Genomic DNA, 17154 nt, shown 5'->3' on the forward strand with positions numbered 1-17154 from the left:
AATCATCCTTAAAACCGCACCGTTATTGAAGCATCCCTTTTGAGGCATTCTAAAATAACTGTTTTATCGTTTTAGCATCAAAATTACAATGAAAAAAAGAAAGATTGAAATAATGGATACGACGCTTCGTGATGGTGAACAAACCTCAGGAGTATCATTTTCTGCTGCAGAAAAACTAACCATTGCCCAATTACTGTTGGAGGAATTAAATATTGATAGAATCGAAATCGCTTCAGCAAGAGTGAGTGAAGGTGAGTTTCAGGGCGTAAAAGGAATTATGTCATGGGCATCAGAAAAAGGATATAGTAACCGAATTGAAGTTCTAACTTTTGTTGACGGCGGACTTTCTATCGAATGGATGAAAAATACGGGTGCAAAAGTTCAGAATTTGTTAACCAAAGGTTCTTTGAATCATTTGACGCATCAGTTAAAAAAAACACCCGAACAACATTTCACTGAAATTGCAAAAACAATAGCATTAGCTAAAGAAAATAACATAGAGACCAATGTCTATTTAGAAGACTGGAGTAACGGAATGCGTAATTCACCTGAATATGTGTTTCAATATCTGGATTTTTTGACCAAACAGCCTGTAAAAAGAATATTATTACCCGATACTTTAGGTGTTCTTATTCCAACAGAAACTTTTGCATTTATATCAGCAATCACAACTAAATATCCTAATATTCATTTTGATTTTCACGCACACAATGATTACGATTTAAGCATTGCCAATGTGATGGAAGCTGTAAAGGCTGGTATCCATGGACTTCATGTTACCGTAAATGGAATGGGGGAGCGAGCTGGAAATGCACCCTTAGAAAGTACCGTTGCAGTAATTAATGATTTCTTACCGGAAATAGAAATCAGCGTAAAAGAATCTTCATTGTACTCTGTAAGTAAGTTGGTAGAAACGTTCACAGGCTATAGAATTCCTGCTAATAAACCTATTGTAGGAGACAACGTATTTACACAAACGGCCGGTATTCATGCAGATGGTGACAACAAGAATAATTTATATTTTAATGATTTGCTTCCGGAGCGTTTTGGCAGAAAAAGAAAATATGCTCTTGGAAAAACATCTGGAAAAGCCAATATTGAAAAAAACCTTCAAGAATTAGGTCTTAAATTAAACCCTGAGGATTTAAAGTTAGTTACCCAAAGAATTATCGAATTAGGAGACAAAAAGGAAACTGTTACCAAAGAAGATTTGCCGTATATTATCTCTGATGTTTTGGACAGCCAAACCTATCAGGAAAAAATTGTCGTTGAGTCCTATATATTATCTCATGCAAAAGGCATGCGTCCATCAACTACTTTATCTTTAAAAATAGATGGTGAAATCATTGAAGAGCACGCACAAGGTGACGGGCAATTTGACGCCTTTATGAATGCACTGGCAAAAATATACAAAAGCAAAAATTTAGAATTACCTAAATTGATTGATTACGCTGTCCGAATCCCTCCAGGAAGCAGTTCGGACGCCTTATGCGAAACCATAATTACTTGGATTAACAAAGGAAAAGAATTCAAAACAAGAGGGTTAGACTCGGATCAAACAGTAGCTGCGATTATCGCAACGCAAAAAATGTTGAATGTAATCCCCTCCCCAGCCCTCCCCGAAGGGAAGGGAGCCAATCCGAAATTGGAGCTTGAAAATTTGGAATAAAATTAAAGAGATTTAAAACATACATAAACCCAATCCTATTCCACCTAGTCCCCCCCTCCTTCGGAGGGGGCTGGGGGAGGAAAACACAATTAACATGAAATTTAATATCGCCCTTTTAGCCGGAGACGGAATCGGACCAGAAGTAATTAATGAAGCTGTAAAAGTTTCTGATGCTATTGCAAAAAAGTTTAATCATGAAATCAATTGGATGCCTGCATTAACTGGTGCTTGTGCTATTGATGCTGTTGGCGTCCCTTACCCTGACGAAACACATGAAATTTGCATGAAAGCCGATGCCGTTTTGTTTGGAGCTATCGGACATCCAAAATATGACAATGATCCTAAAGCTACCGTAAGACCAGAGCAAGGTTTATTGTTAATGCGTAAAAAATTAGGCCTGTTTGCCAACGTACGACCTACGTTTACTTTCCCATCTTTGATTGACAATTCCCCTTTAAAAAAAGAACGTATCGAAGGGACCGACTTAATATTCCTAAGAGAACTTACCGGAGGAATTTATTTTGGAGAAAAAGGAAGAAAAGACGATGGCGAAACAGCTTATGATACTTGTACTTACACCAGAGCTGAAGTACAACGCTTGGCTAAAAAAGGATTTGAATTAGCGATGACCCGAACTAAAAAACTATGTTGTGTGGACAAAGCAAACGTAATGGAAACTTCCCGATTGTGGAGAGAAACAGTACAAGCAATGGAAAGGGATTATCCTGAAGTAACAGTAAGTTATGAATTTGTAGATGCAGTTGCTATGCGTTTAGTACAATGGCCAAATTCGTATGACGTCTTGATTACAGAGAATCTATTTGGTGACATTTTAACGGATGAAGCTTCCGTAATATCAGGTTCCATGGGACTGATGCCATCTGCATCTGTAGGAGAACACACTTCATTATACGAACCTATTCACGGATCGTATCCACAAGCTACGGGTTTAAATATTGCCAATCCATTGGCGACAGTATTATCTGCAGCTATGATGTTTGAAGATGCTTTTGGATTAAAAGCCGAAGCAGCAGCTATTAGAGCAGTAGTTAATAAATCATTGGAACAAGGAATTGTAACGGAAGATTTAGCCGCTAAAGACTCTAAAACTTACAAAACCAGCGAAGTTGGTGATTGGTTGGTTGCAAATTTATAAAATTTGTAGAGATGCACTGCAGTGCATCTCTACAGAATAGGTATAAAAGAAAAAAGGTGTCAATAAATTGACACCTTTTTTTATAGTTGTAGAGAAAAATATTAATATCCACCTCTGTTTCCACCACCACGGTTTTCTCCACCACGGCTGTTTCCACCACCATAACCACCGCGTGAATCTCCACCACGACTGTTATTGTTAAAACTTCTTCTTTCGCCTTCTGGTTTTGGCTCAGATTTGTTTACTACGATTGCACGTCCTTGAACAGTTGCACCGTTCAATTCGTCAATTGCTTTTTGAGCTTCATCATCATTTGGCATCTCAACAAAACCAAATCCTTTACTTCTTCCAGTAAATTTATCAGTAATAATTTTAACTGAATCAACTGCTCCGTAAGCCTCGAAAGACTCTCTTAAATCTGCTTCCTCAATACTGAATGGAAGACTTCCAACAAAAATATTCATATGTACTTATTTAAATAATAAAACAAATGTACGGCTATTTTATTCTAATACACTATATATTAGCTTATTTATGTTTTTTATTTTTTAAAAAGAATAAAAAAATACTTCAAAGCAAATTCCAGAACATTTTCAAGATTCTACTTTACCTTAATTCACTGAAAAAATTACCTTATAGGGACTTTATAAAAAACACCTTGCTGAAAATTCACAACCGCCCCCGCCAATGGATTATTGTAGGTGTTTTCAACGTTAAATTTAAATGTTCCGCTAACCGTTTTATTCACAGCGTCATATTCCGTGATCACAATTTGACCGTCTCCAATACCAAAACCCGTAGAGAACGTTATCAACCCAGTAGGATCGGCTAAGACATACGTTGCAGTTCTGGTGGTAGTGGTTCCTAAAAAATAGGTGACATAACTACTTTTGATATTTGGATCAATCGCAGTAGTGGGTACCGGCATTTTCAAAGTTAATGTTTCGTTGTTTGTGTAAGCATCAATAGATAAAACACCGCCGGAACTTTTTGTCGCTTTAGATTCAACCGCCCTCCAAAACACATTGTCTTTCATCCCCTGCAAAGAAGGATTATTAAACCGACCATCTTCCTGACACGAAATGAATTCGAATAGAACAGTAATAATTAAAAAAAGTTTTTTCATAATAATGGTTATTCATCTACACAAAAGTAAATCATTTTAGACAGAAAATTTAAAACAAAAACAAAAAGCACCTCTCTTTTCCTCATAACCTATTATGACTCATTAAAACACCATTCGAATTAGTATTTATCAATAAAAAATGTATCTTTGCACCCTTAATTAATAGAGGTCGAGTACCTCAAAATTTAATCACAAGATTATGTCAGTAAAAATTAGATTACAAAGACACGGTAAAAAAGGAAAACCTTTTTACTGGGTTGTAGCAGCAGATGCTCGCTCAAAAAGAGATGGTAAATACTTAGAAAAAATCGGTACTTACAATCCAAACACAAACCCAGCAACTATCGATTTAAATATTGATAGCGCAGTGAAATGGTTGCACAATGGTGCTCAACCAACTGATACTGCCAGAGCAATTCTTTCTTACAAAGGAGCTTTATTGAAACATCACCTTGATGGTGGTATTCGTAAAGGAGCTTTAACTCAAGAACAAGCTGATGCAAAATTAGCAACTTGGTTAGAAGAAAAAACAGGAACAGTTGATGCTAAAAAAGAAGGTTTAACAAAAGCGCAAGCAGATGTTAAAGCTAAAGCTTTCAAAGCAGAACAAGATGTAAACGCAAAACGTTTAGCTGCAGCTGCACAAGCTGAAGCAGACGCTATCGCTGCTGCAACTCCTGCTGTAGAAGAAGAAGTTACTGAGGCTGAAGCTGAAGAAACTCCTGCTGCAGAAGAAAATAACGAAACAACTGAAGCATAATTTACAAAGCGAAGATGCGTAAAGAAGATTGTTTCTATTTAGGTAAAATCGCTAAAAAATTTAGTTTCAAAGGGGAAGTTCTTGCCTATTTAGACACGGACGAACCTGAGTTATACGAAAACTTGGAATCAGTGTTTGTTGAATGCAACAAACACTTGGTTCCTTTTTTTATTGAAAGCAGCTCGCTGCACAAAAACGATTTTCTTAGAATTCGTTTTGAAGATATGAACACCGAAGAAGATGCAGATGCCATTATAGGTAATGCCATTTATCTTCCGCTGAAAATGTTACCAAAACTTAGCGGTAACAAATTCTACTTTCACGAAGTAATTGGTTTTGAGGTAGAAGACAAACGTCTCGGAGTTGTTGGTGTAATTCAATCCATAAATGACACTACTGCCCAACCTCTTTTTGAAGTTTTAAATGGTGATGTAGAAATCTTAATTCCAATGATTGATCATTTCCTTGTGAAAATCGATCGTGAAAACAAAAAAGTCATCATGGATTTACCTGAGGGATTAATCGAGATGTATCTTTAGAAAAGTTTAATCGGTTATTTGTTTATTCGGTTAATCGAAAAAATCGTTAATCGAAAATCAAAGTTTTCAGTTGCTAAAATCTGCAATGCTTCGCCAGTTCGCTATCGCTCGGGTCAAAAATCGTTAATCTACAATCTGAAATCTCTATGTCTAAATTCCAATTCAAACAATTCTCTCTTGAACAAGATCGTTGCGCCATGAAAATTGGAACAGATGGCGTTTTGCTTGGTGCTTGGGCGCCAATAGAAAATCATTCTTATAGTATTTTGGATATTGGTGCAGGAACCGGTATTATTGCTTTGATGTTGGCACAACGAAGTAACGCCGAACAAATTGATGCTTTGGAAATTGATGAAGAAGCCTATGAACAATCCGTAGATAATTTTGAAAATTCCCCTTGGAGCGACCGCTTATTTTGTTTTCATGCCGGTTTAGATGAATTTATGGAAGAACCTGAAGATGAATACGATCTAATTGTTTCGAATCCACCTTTTTATACTGATGACTTTAAATCCGCAACGGAACAAAGAGATTTAGCCCGTTTTGCTGACGCAATGCCTTTTGAAGATTTAATTGAAGCTGCCGACTTGTTACTTTCGGAAAACGGAATATTCGCTGTAATTATTCCTTTCAAAGAAGAAGAAAGTTTTTTGGCTATTGCCAAAGAATATGAATTATACCCATTAAAAATCACTAGGGTAAAAGGAACTCCAACCACCGAAATCAAACGAAGTCTTTTGGCTTTTTGCCGAATTGAAAAAATTGACTTTCCTATTGATGAATTAATCATCGAAACCGCGAGACATATTTATACTCCCGAATACATGGAATTGACAAAAGATTTTTATTTAAAATTCTAGTTCATTTTTAAAATACTTCTAAATTGATATAAAATTCTTTCCAACAATCGTAAATCTTCTGTAACAATCTCAGCAGAACCTATCATTTCTTGTTGAAAAGGAATCTTCTTTTTATAATTTGTTTCCAAATTTTCGGGAAGCGAAACATCTAATAATAAATTCCCTTCTTTATCCGGAACCAATGAAATGTTTTTTACTTTACCTTTCAACACGCCAAACTCTCTATCCGGAAAATTTGCCAGACGAATATTAACGCGTTGCCCAATCTTAATTTTTCCGGAATTTTGAGCTGCCGCCTTGACTTTACCTACATATCCTTTTTCCATCGTGGGAATTATGGTGAATACATTATCCCCCGCTATTATGGTCTGACTCTCTGTCCAAATTTGCAAAAAAGAAATTTTCCCTTCAATAGAAGATTTTAGCACATATGCTAATTCCCAATCTTTTATGATTTTTTTCAATTGATAAAAAGATTGTATCTTTTTACTTTCCAAATTAACTTCCTCTTTAGTTCCGTTAATTCTTGTGCCTTCACTATTCCGGTCATTACTAATTAAAGATGATTTTAATTGCGAAATACTACTCAACAGACTTTTATAATTTTTCTCAGCTTGAAGATATCCTAATTTCTTATTTTCAAAATCTTGCGCAGAGACTACCCCTTTATTAAATAAAATTTCAAATCGATTCACATCATTCTTCTGTAGCTGCAATTCAGATTCATTTATGTTTTTTTGCTGTTTTAAAAGATCTAAACGCTCTCTTATCTGAATACTTTCTGAATTATTAGCCTTGTTTTCAATTTGGAAAGGATGCAAATCCGAATTAAGCTCATCTGCAATGTAAGCTGCATGAAAGATTGAAAAAGCGTTCTCAATATCTCCCAATTGAGCATTTCTTAATAATCCAAAAGGAAAATTACTTTTCTTTGAATTAATATTTATTGTGTCAACGATATTTTTCAATACATAAACATCTTTATAATTAGCAGGATTTTCAATTATCGCCAAAGGCGTATTTACTGTAACTTTACTCTTGTCAGTTATTAAAATTGCTTCAATTCTCCCTGAAGTTTTTGCCACCAACTTTTCAGGTGGAATATTTGTGGTTACAGTAACTTGTGTCGTTATAACGTCCGGATATTTGACAAACCAGGAAACAAAAAAAAGCATTAGGATAATTCCAAAAATCAAAACTGTCCCCCAACGGATCATCCAATGCGGAACACGTGTAAGAATATCTTGAACCTCTTCGCTTCTCAATTCGAATGTCATATTATTTTCAGTCATATTATTAATTTCCTAATTGCAATTGATTTCTAACCAATTCAAAATAATTTCCTTTTTGCTCCACCAGAGCAGAATGACTTCCCATTTCAATAATCTTTCCTTTATCCAAAACAACAATTTGATCTGCATTCATTACTGTACTTAATCGGTGCGCAATCACTACTACAGTTTTATTTTTAAAGAAAATATCTAATTTCCCCATAATTTCTTTTTCATTATTGGCATCCAATGCGGAAGTGGCTTCATCAAAAAACAACATTTCAGGGTTCTTATACACCGCTCTGGCAATCAACAACCTTTGTTTCTGCCCCGTACTCATCCCTACACCTTCGGAACCAATTTTTGTATTATAGCCTAATGGCAAACCCGAAATATATTCTTTTATATTAGCAACATCGGCAGCATAAACCAATCGCTCTTTATTGATACTATCAACTCCAACAGCAATATTATTAGCAATAGTATCATTAAAAATAAACCCTTCTTGCATAACCGCACCAATGTTAGCGCGCCAAGCCTTTTGTGCAATGTTTCTTAGCTGTGTATTCCCAATGTTAACTTCCCCATGATCTGGCTCGTAAAATTTAAGCAAAAGTTTCATCAAGGTAGTTTTTCCGCTACCACTCACTCCTACAATTGCAGTTACTTTATGAGCAGGAATCGTCAAGTTCAAATGTTCCAGAACCGGAATATCTGACCCCAAATAACGATAGGAAAGATTTTTAATCTCTATATCACTGTCTTTTGGAATATCATGGGTTTGATACACTTCTTGCTGTGCTTCATCTTCTTTTTCATGAATCTCAGATAGTCTAGCTAATGATATTTTAGCATCTTGCACCTCCCGAACAAACTCGATAAGTTGTGTAATCGGACCGTTCAAACTACCGACAATTGAACTTATCGCCATCATCATCCCCAGGGTAATTTGACCATCGATAACCAATTTTGCTGAAAGGAAAATAATGAAAATGTTTTTTAGTTCGTTAATTACAGAAGAGCCAATGGTTTGTGTCTGTTCAAGAACTAATCCCTTTATAGAAACCCGAAACAATCTCGCTTGGACATATTCCCATCCCCAACGTTTTTGTTTCTCGGCATTATGTAGTTTAATTTCCTGCATCCCGTTGATAAGTTCTATTACTTTACTTTGTTCTTGGGAAACTTCTGAAAAACGTTTATAATCCAGTGCTTCTCTTCGTTTTAAAAACAAGGTAATCCAACCGAAATACAATAAGCTTCCAGCAAAAAAAACGAAGAATATCTGAATATTATAATAGGCTAAAACCCCTCCCATAATAAACATATTGATCACCGAGAACAATACGTTTAATGATGAAGTGGTAAGTATGCGTTCTATACGATGATGGTCGTTGATTCGTTGCATGATATCGCCTGTCATTCGAACATCGAAGAACGAGATCGGCAAGTTCATTAATTTAATAAAGAAATCTGAAATCAAGGAGATGTTGATTCTTGTAGAAAGATGGAGTAATATCCAACTTCGGATGAGTTCCAATCCTGTTCTTCCGGCAAAAAGAAATAATTGCGCAAACAGAATTAAATAAATAAAATGAATATTCTGATTTTGAATCCCAACATCTACAATACTCTGTGTAAGAAAAGGAAAGATAAGCTGTAACAAACTACTAGCGAGCAAACCAATACTTAACTGCATTAAAAATGACTTATATCTTAATACATATTGGGATAGCAAACCAAAACCTAAACCTTTTTTATCTTCTTTATCAAATTCCGATTGAAAAAATTTTGGAGTAGCCTCAAGTAATAAAACAATCCCCTCTTTTGTGGTATTATCTGCATTATTCCCTATCCATAATTTCACAAAATCTTTCTGGTTGTATTCTATTAATCCAAATCCTGGATCTGAAATAAAATAACGGCCCTTTTTTATTTTATACAAAACCACGTAATGTTCTTTATTCCAGTGCAAAACACATGGCAATGGCGCTTCTTCTAATGTCTTAAGATTGAGTTTCACCCCTAAGGTTCTGAAACCGATCTTCTCAGCGGCATCGCTTAGAAATAATAAATTACTCCCTTCACGTGTAGTCTCGCTAAAATCACGTAACTCTTGAATGTTGATTGTTTTCCCGTAATGTTTCGCAATGATTTTTAAGCAAGTTGGGCCGCAGTCTTTGTTGTCGGCTTGTATATAATTTGGGAATTTCTTCAATTTTTTATTTTGTTTTCAAAAGTAATTTAAAAAAACTGTCAAAAATTATTTTTTTGACAGTTTAATTTTACTATTATGATTAACTGCAACAAGAGGGATCAAATACAGTACCATTGCACTTTCTTCTGTAACAAGTTGCCAAACCATAACTTATAACACAACCCTCATCTTGACATATTAAGCCACCATTGATGGTTTTTTGCTCATTTTTACTTAATTTATGAGCACCTTCTAAATTCAAAATGTTTTTTAACATAATTTAAAATTTAAAATTTGATTAATCTCCCGAATTATTTAAAAGGGAATTATTTCTATTTAAGATTACTAACTAACAATTTGTTAATACAGCACCTGCAACACAAGACGTCCCTCCCTCAACACCAGTACTGCAATTAGTGGTTCCCGCCCAACAGCATTTTTTACAAGCCCCTCCATCATCGATGGCCATTTCTTGTAATCCACCTTTAATTAATTTTTGCTCATTTTTAGTTAATCTTTGAGCACCTTCTAAGTTTAAAATGTTTTTTAACATGATATAAAATTTAATAATTGATTAATAACCCAATCGTTTTAAGACACTTGGATCTTGTGTCTATTCTTGCGCAAGAAATATTTTTATATTTTTAAGCCTGAACTAAATTGTTATTTTCTAAAGCTTCCTTTTCTTCTGAAAAATCATTGAGAAAATATTTCAATTCACTTATTTCATATTCGTTTGGGAATAACTTGTCGTTCACAATCTTTACCGGCGTATAATTGAATTCGTTTTCTAAACACCAAGTGTATTGTTGATACATTTGATTGTTCACTTTCATGTCAATAGTATCAACTGCCCATTTTTCTTTCCAGGCATCTAATCCCATTTTTTTGATATGCCAATCTGAGATTGCTTCCTCCATCTTCCCTAGGTTAGAATTATTAATTGCCAATAAACTCTCCACGACAACTTTGTATGGATTGTTGTTATTCTCTGGGTTAATATTGAACAAGACATTTAAAAAAACTTTCTGTGGAAATTTAGAAACCAACTCAAATGCATCTTGAAATGCTTTATGACAATGACCACAACTTGGACTAAGTATTAAAGTAAGACTTACTTCGGAATTTCTATTCCCAAATTTCAAGCCTTCCAATAAATCAAACCCTTTAACAACAGGAATTTCCTTTAACAAGAAATTAAAAACATCATAATTCCTTTTGAATTTTTTTAATTCATTTATAGATTTCTCTGCTTTTATTTTATTTTCCAAGATTGGCTTAATAACCAACCAAAACGAAGTGATCAATATTATAGAAAATCCATAGGAAAAAAGTTTGGGATACGTAATGGTTAATAAGGACTGCCCAATAAAAACCCAAATCATGCTTTGAATCATTATAATAAAAGATATTACTAAGCACAGTATACACCATTTTTTTAATTGCCATTTTTGAATCCAAATTGAATAGATAATTACCGGAAGGGAAAGTAAACTAAGAAATCCAATTATAACGCTTGAACTGGTCGGCTGAAGTACTATTGACACTAAATTAACACCAAAAAAAAGTATTGGTAAATCTGAGAAACTTACCCATTTATTAATTTCACCTTTATCCGATTTGATAACTGAATCACAGGAAGTATTGGGATTGATGTTACAGAATTTTGAAACTATTTGATTAGATAAACCCAGTTTCTCCTGAATAATAAAAACACTAAAAACCAAGCCTATTATTGAGGTCAATAGAAGAAGAAAATCATTTAATGCATATCTAATGGAAATTGTTGATAATGTCACTAAAGCAAAAACGGGTAAACAATATAAAAACCATTTAGAATTAATTTGTAACCTCTCGTTTACTATGTTTTTATTTGGCTCTATAGCAATGATTATACCATTCCAATTCAAAATAAATTTATCAAAAGACAAATCCTGCTTATCTCCTTTTTCAGTAACTATAGTTATTAACGTACTTGTTTTAGAAACTAGAACTAGTCTCTGATTAAAAATAGCTAAAAAAGAATTTGGTAATTCAATCAATTGTTCTTTAGGAACTTTTATAGCCACATTTTCTATGGACAGCAATTCTAAGGTATCCGTTATTGCAAATATGCTTGGGTAATTTGGATGAGATTCAAACAAGTCTTTAAATGCGATTTTGTGGCTTGAAAAAGAATTACTGTCTAAATATTTTTGAACTAGATCTATCATAAGATTTCCTTTAAATCAATTAGTGCTTTGAAATAAATTTCCTTACAAATATTAAGTTTTTACACAAGCAAAAATACTTTAGCTTATTCAATTTTAAAATTATAGCGTATATAATTCATAAATTGTTGAAGCTAAACTCATTTATATTTAACTGTCAAACAATACGTTAAAAAATTTTTAATCAAATTTACATTGTCAAAATTGCAAATAAAATTAGAACTGGTTAAATAGTCTATTTTTGGTTAGAACAAAATAATCTATTTAACAATCTAATAACAATAACCATGAAAAGGAAAGTCTTAAGTTTTGAAAATTTTAAAAACAATACAGTTTCAAAGAGTCAACTGCAAACCGTTTTTGGAGGAAATGGAGGCCCTGAGAGGCCAGCATTAGATACTTCTTCAAGTTCCGGCGCAGGAGCAACGGTAGTAAAATCTACTCAAGACGCACCGATCCTGGGTAAACCCTAATTAAGTTAAATTAATTATTTTTTTCTAATCCTTTAATAAATTGTACGGGAGTAACTCCAGTTCTTTTATTAAAGGATTTTGTAAATGAAACTGCGTTTTTAAAACCCGCACTCTCCGCAATGGCTTGTGTCGAATATTTCCTGTAAGTTGAGTTAGAAATCATTTCTTTTATTACATAATTAATTCTAAGCTCATTTAGATACTCACTAAATGTTTTGTCATAGTGATTATTAACAATGATGGAAAGATACGAAGTATTCGTTTTTATTTTTCTTGCCGCATATTGCTGCGTGAAGTCAGGTTTCAAGTAGTGAAATTTGTTTTCTAAAATTTTTAATTTATCCAAAATTTCTTTTTCTTTTTCCAAACTTATCGTAACAACACTATTTTTTAATGCTATACCTTTTGAACTATAATTTTCTGAAATAACAGCTAAGTCATTTAATTCATTTGATTTATACTTCTCAATTAACTCGGCTACCTTTTGTTCTGCGATCCTTTTCTTTTTTATATTACTAAAGACTAATAACACCAGCAAGAAAACTAAAATCAGAAAAAAGGAAATGGTTACTCTATTAAATATGCTTTTATATCTATACCCTTTTTGAATTTTATACATTTCATTTTTCACACCTCCTTCACTCAGTTTAAAATTCACTTCCGTAATCTCTTTATTAAATTTAAATCCGTTTTTTTCATAATTACTTAAATATATTTCTGAATGTTTTGCAGCCTCTTCTAAATTATTAATAGAACTATAAATTTTAGCCTGATAATAATTCGACTTTAAAAACTCTATTGGATTAGTTTTTTTTGAATAATAAACAGAGTCGACCCTCTTAAGAAAAAGTAATGCTTTTCTATAATCTTTATTGAAATAATAAAGATTTCCTAAATTGTAGATTATTTTGGAGTATTCATTTTCAAAATTATTCTCCTTTGCAATAATCAAAACACTTTGATAGTTTTTTTCCGCTTCAATAAAATTATTTTTCAAATAATAAACATTAGCTAAATTCATAATGGCTCTAATTTTATTATAGGATATTTCTTCCGAATAAATTACAGCTTTATTGTAAAAAAATTGAGCCGAATCTAATAACTCTGTCCTCTTGTTATTTTTCTTATAATAATCTTCATAAAATTTACCTAAATTTAGATTCACATTACTTTTATTGATACTAAATTGTTCTTTTGAAAACAAATAGCCAATTTTATCTAAAATTTTATTTATTTGCTTTGCAGTTGAGATTGCAGATTTATAATTCCCAACATCCGCTTTAATCAAAGCAATATTACTTTTGAATTTAAAAACTTGAATCTGATCTCCTACACTTTCGGAGAGTTCCTCCCCTTGCTGATATTTATCTAAAGCCTTGCTAAAACTTCCTCGTTTCCAATCTGCTAGTCCCCCATAATTCAACAAATAAGCATTTAATTTTATTTTTTCTTTAGATTTCGGAATTTTATTTAAATGAATAAAAGCTTCCCTATAAATTTGTTTGGAGGTAATACTATCGCCTTTAATTTGAAACAAATACGATTTAGCACCAATAGCGAAAGCCTTGTGAAAATTATCACTGGAATTCTCAATCTTATTGGCATAAAAAAATGCGCTATCAATATTAGAATTTGTTAGTGTCCTGACTTTGTCCTGTAAAATTAAATACTCTTTATTAGACAAATTTTTGTTATTTTGAGCTAGACAAACACTTGATATTAAAAAGAAGACACAACACATTATAAACTTCATTGATTCTTATTTTGAATATTAATAGAAACTGGACAAATGTATTCTATAAGAAATTATTATCAAAACTATAAATTTAGCAAGAATTCACCATCAAAGTAATAATCTAGATTCGTAAAACAAAAATTGTTTTTAAAAATATAACATTTTTTAATGCTTTTGTTATATTTCTTTATGTAAATTTGTTCTTTTAAAAATCACAACCATGAAACCAGATTTATTTCAAGCTCCGGATTATTACAACCTTGACGATTTATTAACAGAAGAACACAAATTAGTACGTGATTCTGCTCGTGCATGGGTAAAACGTGAAGTGTCTCCCATTATAGAAGAATATGCTCAAAAAGCGGAATTCCCAAAACAAATTATAAAAGGTTTGGGTGAAATAGGCGGATTTGGTCCTTACATTCCTGAGGAATATGGCGGAGCCGGTCTAGATCAAATATCCTATGGTTTAATCATGCAAGAAATTGAACGCGGAGATTCTGGTGTACGTTCTACCTCTTCTGTGCAATCTTCTTTGGTGATGTATCCAATTTGGAAATATGGAAATGAAGAACAACGCATGAAATATTTACCAAAACTGGCTACCGGCGAGTTTATGGGATGTTTTGGATTAACCGAACCTAATTACGGATCTGATCCAGGAAGCATGATTACCAACTTTAAAGATATGGGCGACCATTATTTATTGAATGGTGCCAAAATGTGGATTTCAAATGCTCCGTTTGCAGATATCGCCATTGTTTGGGCAAAAGACGAAACAGGAAGAATTCACGGTTTAATCGTAGAACGCGGAATGGAAGGTTTTACAACTCCGGAAACACATAATAAGTGGTCGCTTCGCGCGTCTTCCACCGGAGAGTTAATATTTGACAATGTTAAAGTACCAAAAGAAAATCTATTGCCAAACAAATCAGGATTAGGAGCGCCACTAGGCTGTCTTGATTCAGCTCGTTATGGTATTGCTTGGGGTGCTATTGGTGCAGCAATGGATTGTTACGACACTGCATTGCGTTATGCCAAAGAAAGAATTCAATTTGACAAACCTATTGCAGGAACACAATTACAACAAAAGAAACTAGCTGAAATGATTACCGAAATCACCAAAGCGCAATTGTTGACTTGGAGATTAGGTGTTCTGAGAAATGAAGGAAAAGCTACAACAGCTCAAATCTCTATGGCTAAAAGAAATAATGTAGACATGGCGATTCATATTGCTCGTGAAGCCAGACAAATTTTAGGCGGAATGGGAATCACAGGCGAATATTCAATTATGCGTCACATGATGAATTTAGAATCTGTGATTACTTATGAAGGAACTCATGACATTCATTTGTTAATTACAGGAATGGATATCACAGGAATTCCAGCTTTTAAATAGTAGCAAACAACTATTATAGTATTTATAAAATCGATAGTAAAAGCTTCTTGGAAACAAGAAGCTTTTTTATATTTACACTAAAAAATACACTATGAATATTGAAGCAATTAATAAGACGATTCAATCCCAAAAAGAATCGTTGTTACAACATTCCTTATACAACAAAGTACAAACAATTGAGGATTTACATACTTTTTTAGAAAATCATGTTTATGCAGTTTGGGACTTTATGTCTTTATTAAAAGCATTACAAGCTAAATTAACTTGCACAACCACTCCATGGTTTGCCACCGAAAATCCAGAAACAAGATATTTAATAAACGAAATCGTTTTGGCTGAAGAGACCGACCTAACGATAGACGGCCGCCATCAAAGTCATTATGAAATGTATATTGAAGCCATGAAATCTTGTGGCGCAGATACGCATGGGATTGAGCGTTTTTTAGCTGAAGTTCATTCGTTTAAAAATGTGTTTGTTGCCATCAAAAAAAGTAATTTACACCCTAACATCAAGGCCTTTTTAGACTTCACTTTCCGAGTAATCGAAGAAGGAAAAACACACGAAATTGCCGCTGCATTTACTTTTGGCCGAGAGGACTTGATTCCAAGTATGTTTACGGCAATTTTGAAAAATTTTCAAGCAAATTTTCCCGAAACCGATTTAAGCAAATTGATTTATTATTTCGAAAGACATATCGAATTAGATGCTGACGAACACGGTCCCATGGCGATGAAAATGATAACGGAACTTTGCGGAACTGACGCACAAAAATGGTCAGATGTAGAAGAAGTATCCCTTTTAGCTTTAGAAAAAAGAATCGGACTTTGGGATGCAATCGAAGAAACAATCATGATGAATGTGGAATTGGCATAAAACCAATGCTTTCAAATAAACGTAACTATTGTTTAGAAATGACTCCTTCTTAATTTCAAAATAATGAAAAAACAATATCAAATAATAGTTGCGTTCTCTTTACTCCTTTTCATAGTGGGTTGCAGTATTGAAATTCCAATTTCTGAAACAAATCCTGCACCAGTAGTCACAAATCCTACAACTGCACCCAATCCCGCACCCTTAATAGTTCAACAAACACAAAATCAAACCTTTAGTTATTTAGCAATAGGAGACGGTTACACTATCGGGCAAAGCGTATGTGAAACCTGCAGATTTCCGGAACAATTGAAGAAAAGCCTGAGTAATTTGAATCCAAACAATACTTATCCTTTAAAGATTATCGCGCAAACGGGCTGGACAACCACCAACTTAATTTCGGCGATTAATTTACAAAATCCAGCTTCAGACTATGATTTGGTTACCTTACTAATTGGTGTAAACAATCAATATCAAAGCAAACCCTTTTCGTTATATGAGAAGGAATTTCCTGAATTAGTAATTAAAGCCATTGCTTTCGCAAAAGGGGATAAGGCGAATGTCATTGTGGTTTATATACCAGATTATGCTTATACGCCTTTTGGTCAAGGATCAGGAAATCAATCGAGGATTTCCCTGGAAATTGATGGATATAATGCTTTCGCAAAAAAGTATTGCATTGACAACACAATCGAATTTATAGATATTACTGATATCAGCAGACAAGGTTTAACAAATCCCAATCTTGTAGCTCAAGACGGATTGCATCCTTCGGAATTAGCGTATTCTTTATTTGTAGAACGTATTTTGCCAAAAGCAGCACAGCAATTCAAAAATAAAAATATCCCATTTTAAAGAAGTTATGCTATAAAACAGCTTTCATTGGTG

At 33.6% G+C, this 17154-nt stretch carries 16 protein-coding genes; 9 read left to right on the forward strand and 7 right to left on the reverse strand.

Features of this window, described 5'->3' with window-relative positions; translation table 11 throughout:
- The first annotated feature begins 88 nt into the window (after positions 1-88).
- Both ACFX5E_RS05450 and leuB read left to right on the forward strand, forming a co-directional pair.
- Positions 89-1669 carry an alpha-isopropylmalate synthase regulatory domain-containing protein gene (locus ACFX5E_RS05450; RefSeq protein WP_379854171.1) on the forward strand — a complete coding sequence of 527 codons (1581 nt, stop codon included), beginning with the start codon at positions 89-91 and terminating at the stop codon, positions 1667-1669.
- Positions 1670-1763: 94 nt separating this feature from the next.
- Positions 1764-2825 carry a 3-isopropylmalate dehydrogenase gene (gene leuB, locus ACFX5E_RS05455; RefSeq protein ID WP_379854173.1) on the forward strand — a complete coding sequence of 354 codons (1062 nt, stop codon included), beginning with the start codon at positions 1764-1766 and terminating at the stop codon, positions 2823-2825.
- Between the two features lie 101 nt (positions 2826-2926).
- Here the strand turns inward: leuB and ACFX5E_RS05460 are convergent, their stop codons facing one another.
- Both ACFX5E_RS05460 and ACFX5E_RS05465 read right to left on the reverse strand, forming a co-directional pair.
- A complete protein-coding gene (locus ACFX5E_RS05460; protein ID WP_066079550.1) occupies positions 2927-3289 on the reverse strand; it encodes an RNA recognition motif domain-containing protein in 363 nt (120 codons plus the stop codon).
- Between the two features lie 164 nt (positions 3290-3453).
- Entirely contained in the window at positions 3454-3951 is a 498-nt protein-coding gene (locus ACFX5E_RS05465; RefSeq protein ID WP_379854174.1) for a DUF6252 domain-containing protein, read from the reverse strand.
- A gap of 199 nt (positions 3952-4150) precedes the next feature.
- Here ACFX5E_RS05465 and ACFX5E_RS05470 point away from each other — a divergent pair, with 199 nt between their 5' ends.
- The 3 genes from ACFX5E_RS05470 (at position 4151) to ACFX5E_RS05480 (ending at position 6110) form a co-directional block, all read left to right on the forward strand.
- Entirely contained in the window at positions 4151-4711 is a 561-nt protein-coding gene (locus ACFX5E_RS05470; protein WP_379854175.1) for a 30S ribosomal protein S16, read from the forward strand.
- Positions 4712-4725: 14 nt separating this feature from the next.
- Entirely contained in the window at positions 4726-5250 is a 525-nt protein-coding gene (gene rimM, locus ACFX5E_RS05475) for a ribosome maturation factor RimM (RefSeq protein WP_379854176.1), read from the forward strand.
- 146 nt (positions 5251-5396) lie between these two features.
- Entirely contained in the window at positions 5397-6110 is a 714-nt protein-coding gene (locus ACFX5E_RS05480; protein WP_379854177.1) for a tRNA1(Val) (adenine(37)-N6)-methyltransferase, read from the forward strand.
- On the opposite strand, the gene ACFX5E_RS05485 is transcribed toward ACFX5E_RS05480, so the two are convergent.
- From ACFX5E_RS05485 to ACFX5E_RS05500, 4 genes are all read right to left on the reverse strand, one after another.
- The gene (locus tag ACFX5E_RS05485; protein ID WP_379854178.1) at positions 6107-7402 is read right to left on the reverse strand and encodes an HlyD family secretion protein; all 1296 of its coding nucleotides are present in this window, start codon (positions 7400-7402) and stop codon (positions 6107-6109) included. The two genes, ACFX5E_RS05480 and ACFX5E_RS05485, sit on opposite strands and share 4 nt — an antisense overlap.
- A gap of 4 nt (positions 7403-7406) precedes the next feature.
- Positions 7407-9599, reverse strand: a complete 2193-nt coding sequence (locus ACFX5E_RS05490; protein ID WP_379854179.1) for a peptidase domain-containing ABC transporter — start codon at positions 9597-9599, stop codon at positions 7407-7409.
- A 328-nt stretch (positions 9600-9927) separates the two neighbouring features.
- Positions 9928-10131 carry a hypothetical protein gene (locus ACFX5E_RS05495; RefSeq protein WP_379854180.1) on the reverse strand — a complete coding sequence of 68 codons (204 nt, stop codon included), beginning with the start codon at positions 10129-10131 and terminating at the stop codon, positions 9928-9930.
- Between the two features lie 91 nt (positions 10132-10222).
- Positions 10223-11791, reverse strand: a complete 1569-nt coding sequence (locus ACFX5E_RS05500) for a vitamin K epoxide reductase family protein (protein WP_379854181.1) — start codon at positions 11789-11791, stop codon at positions 10223-10225.
- A gap of 284 nt (positions 11792-12075) precedes the next feature.
- Between ACFX5E_RS05500 and ACFX5E_RS05505 the strand changes: the two genes are divergently transcribed.
- Positions 12076-12261, forward strand: coding sequence for an rSAM-modified peptide (locus ACFX5E_RS05505; protein WP_379854182.1), 186 nt, complete (start codon positions 12076-12078; stop codon positions 12259-12261).
- Between the two features lie 10 nt (positions 12262-12271).
- Here ACFX5E_RS05505 and ACFX5E_RS05510 read toward each other — a convergent pair whose 3' ends face one another.
- The gene (locus ACFX5E_RS05510) at positions 12272-13945 is read right to left on the reverse strand and encodes a helix-turn-helix domain-containing protein (protein ID WP_379854183.1); all 1674 of its coding nucleotides are present in this window, start codon (positions 13943-13945) and stop codon (positions 12272-12274) included.
- A 271-nt stretch (positions 13946-14216) separates the two neighbouring features.
- Here ACFX5E_RS05510 and ACFX5E_RS05515 point away from each other — a divergent pair, with 271 nt between their 5' ends.
- From ACFX5E_RS05515 to ACFX5E_RS05525, 3 genes are all read left to right on the forward strand, one after another.
- Positions 14217-15395 carry an acyl-CoA dehydrogenase family protein gene (locus ACFX5E_RS05515; protein ID WP_379854184.1) on the forward strand — a complete coding sequence of 393 codons (1179 nt, stop codon included), beginning with the start codon at positions 14217-14219 and terminating at the stop codon, positions 15393-15395.
- Positions 15396-15486: 91 nt separating this feature from the next.
- Positions 15487-16269, forward strand: coding sequence for a DUF3050 domain-containing protein (locus ACFX5E_RS05520; RefSeq protein ID WP_379854185.1), 783 nt, complete (start codon positions 15487-15489; stop codon positions 16267-16269).
- A 63-nt stretch (positions 16270-16332) separates the two neighbouring features.
- Positions 16333-17121, forward strand: a complete 789-nt coding sequence (locus ACFX5E_RS05525; RefSeq protein ID WP_379854186.1) for an SGNH/GDSL hydrolase family protein — start codon at positions 16333-16335, stop codon at positions 17119-17121.
- Positions 17122-17154: the final 33 nt, after the last annotated feature.

Source organism: Flavobacterium xylosi (assembly GCF_042787345.1).
In the GTDB taxonomy this organism is placed as follows: Bacteria; Bacteroidota; Bacteroidia; order Flavobacteriales; family Flavobacteriaceae; genus Flavobacterium; species Flavobacterium xylosi.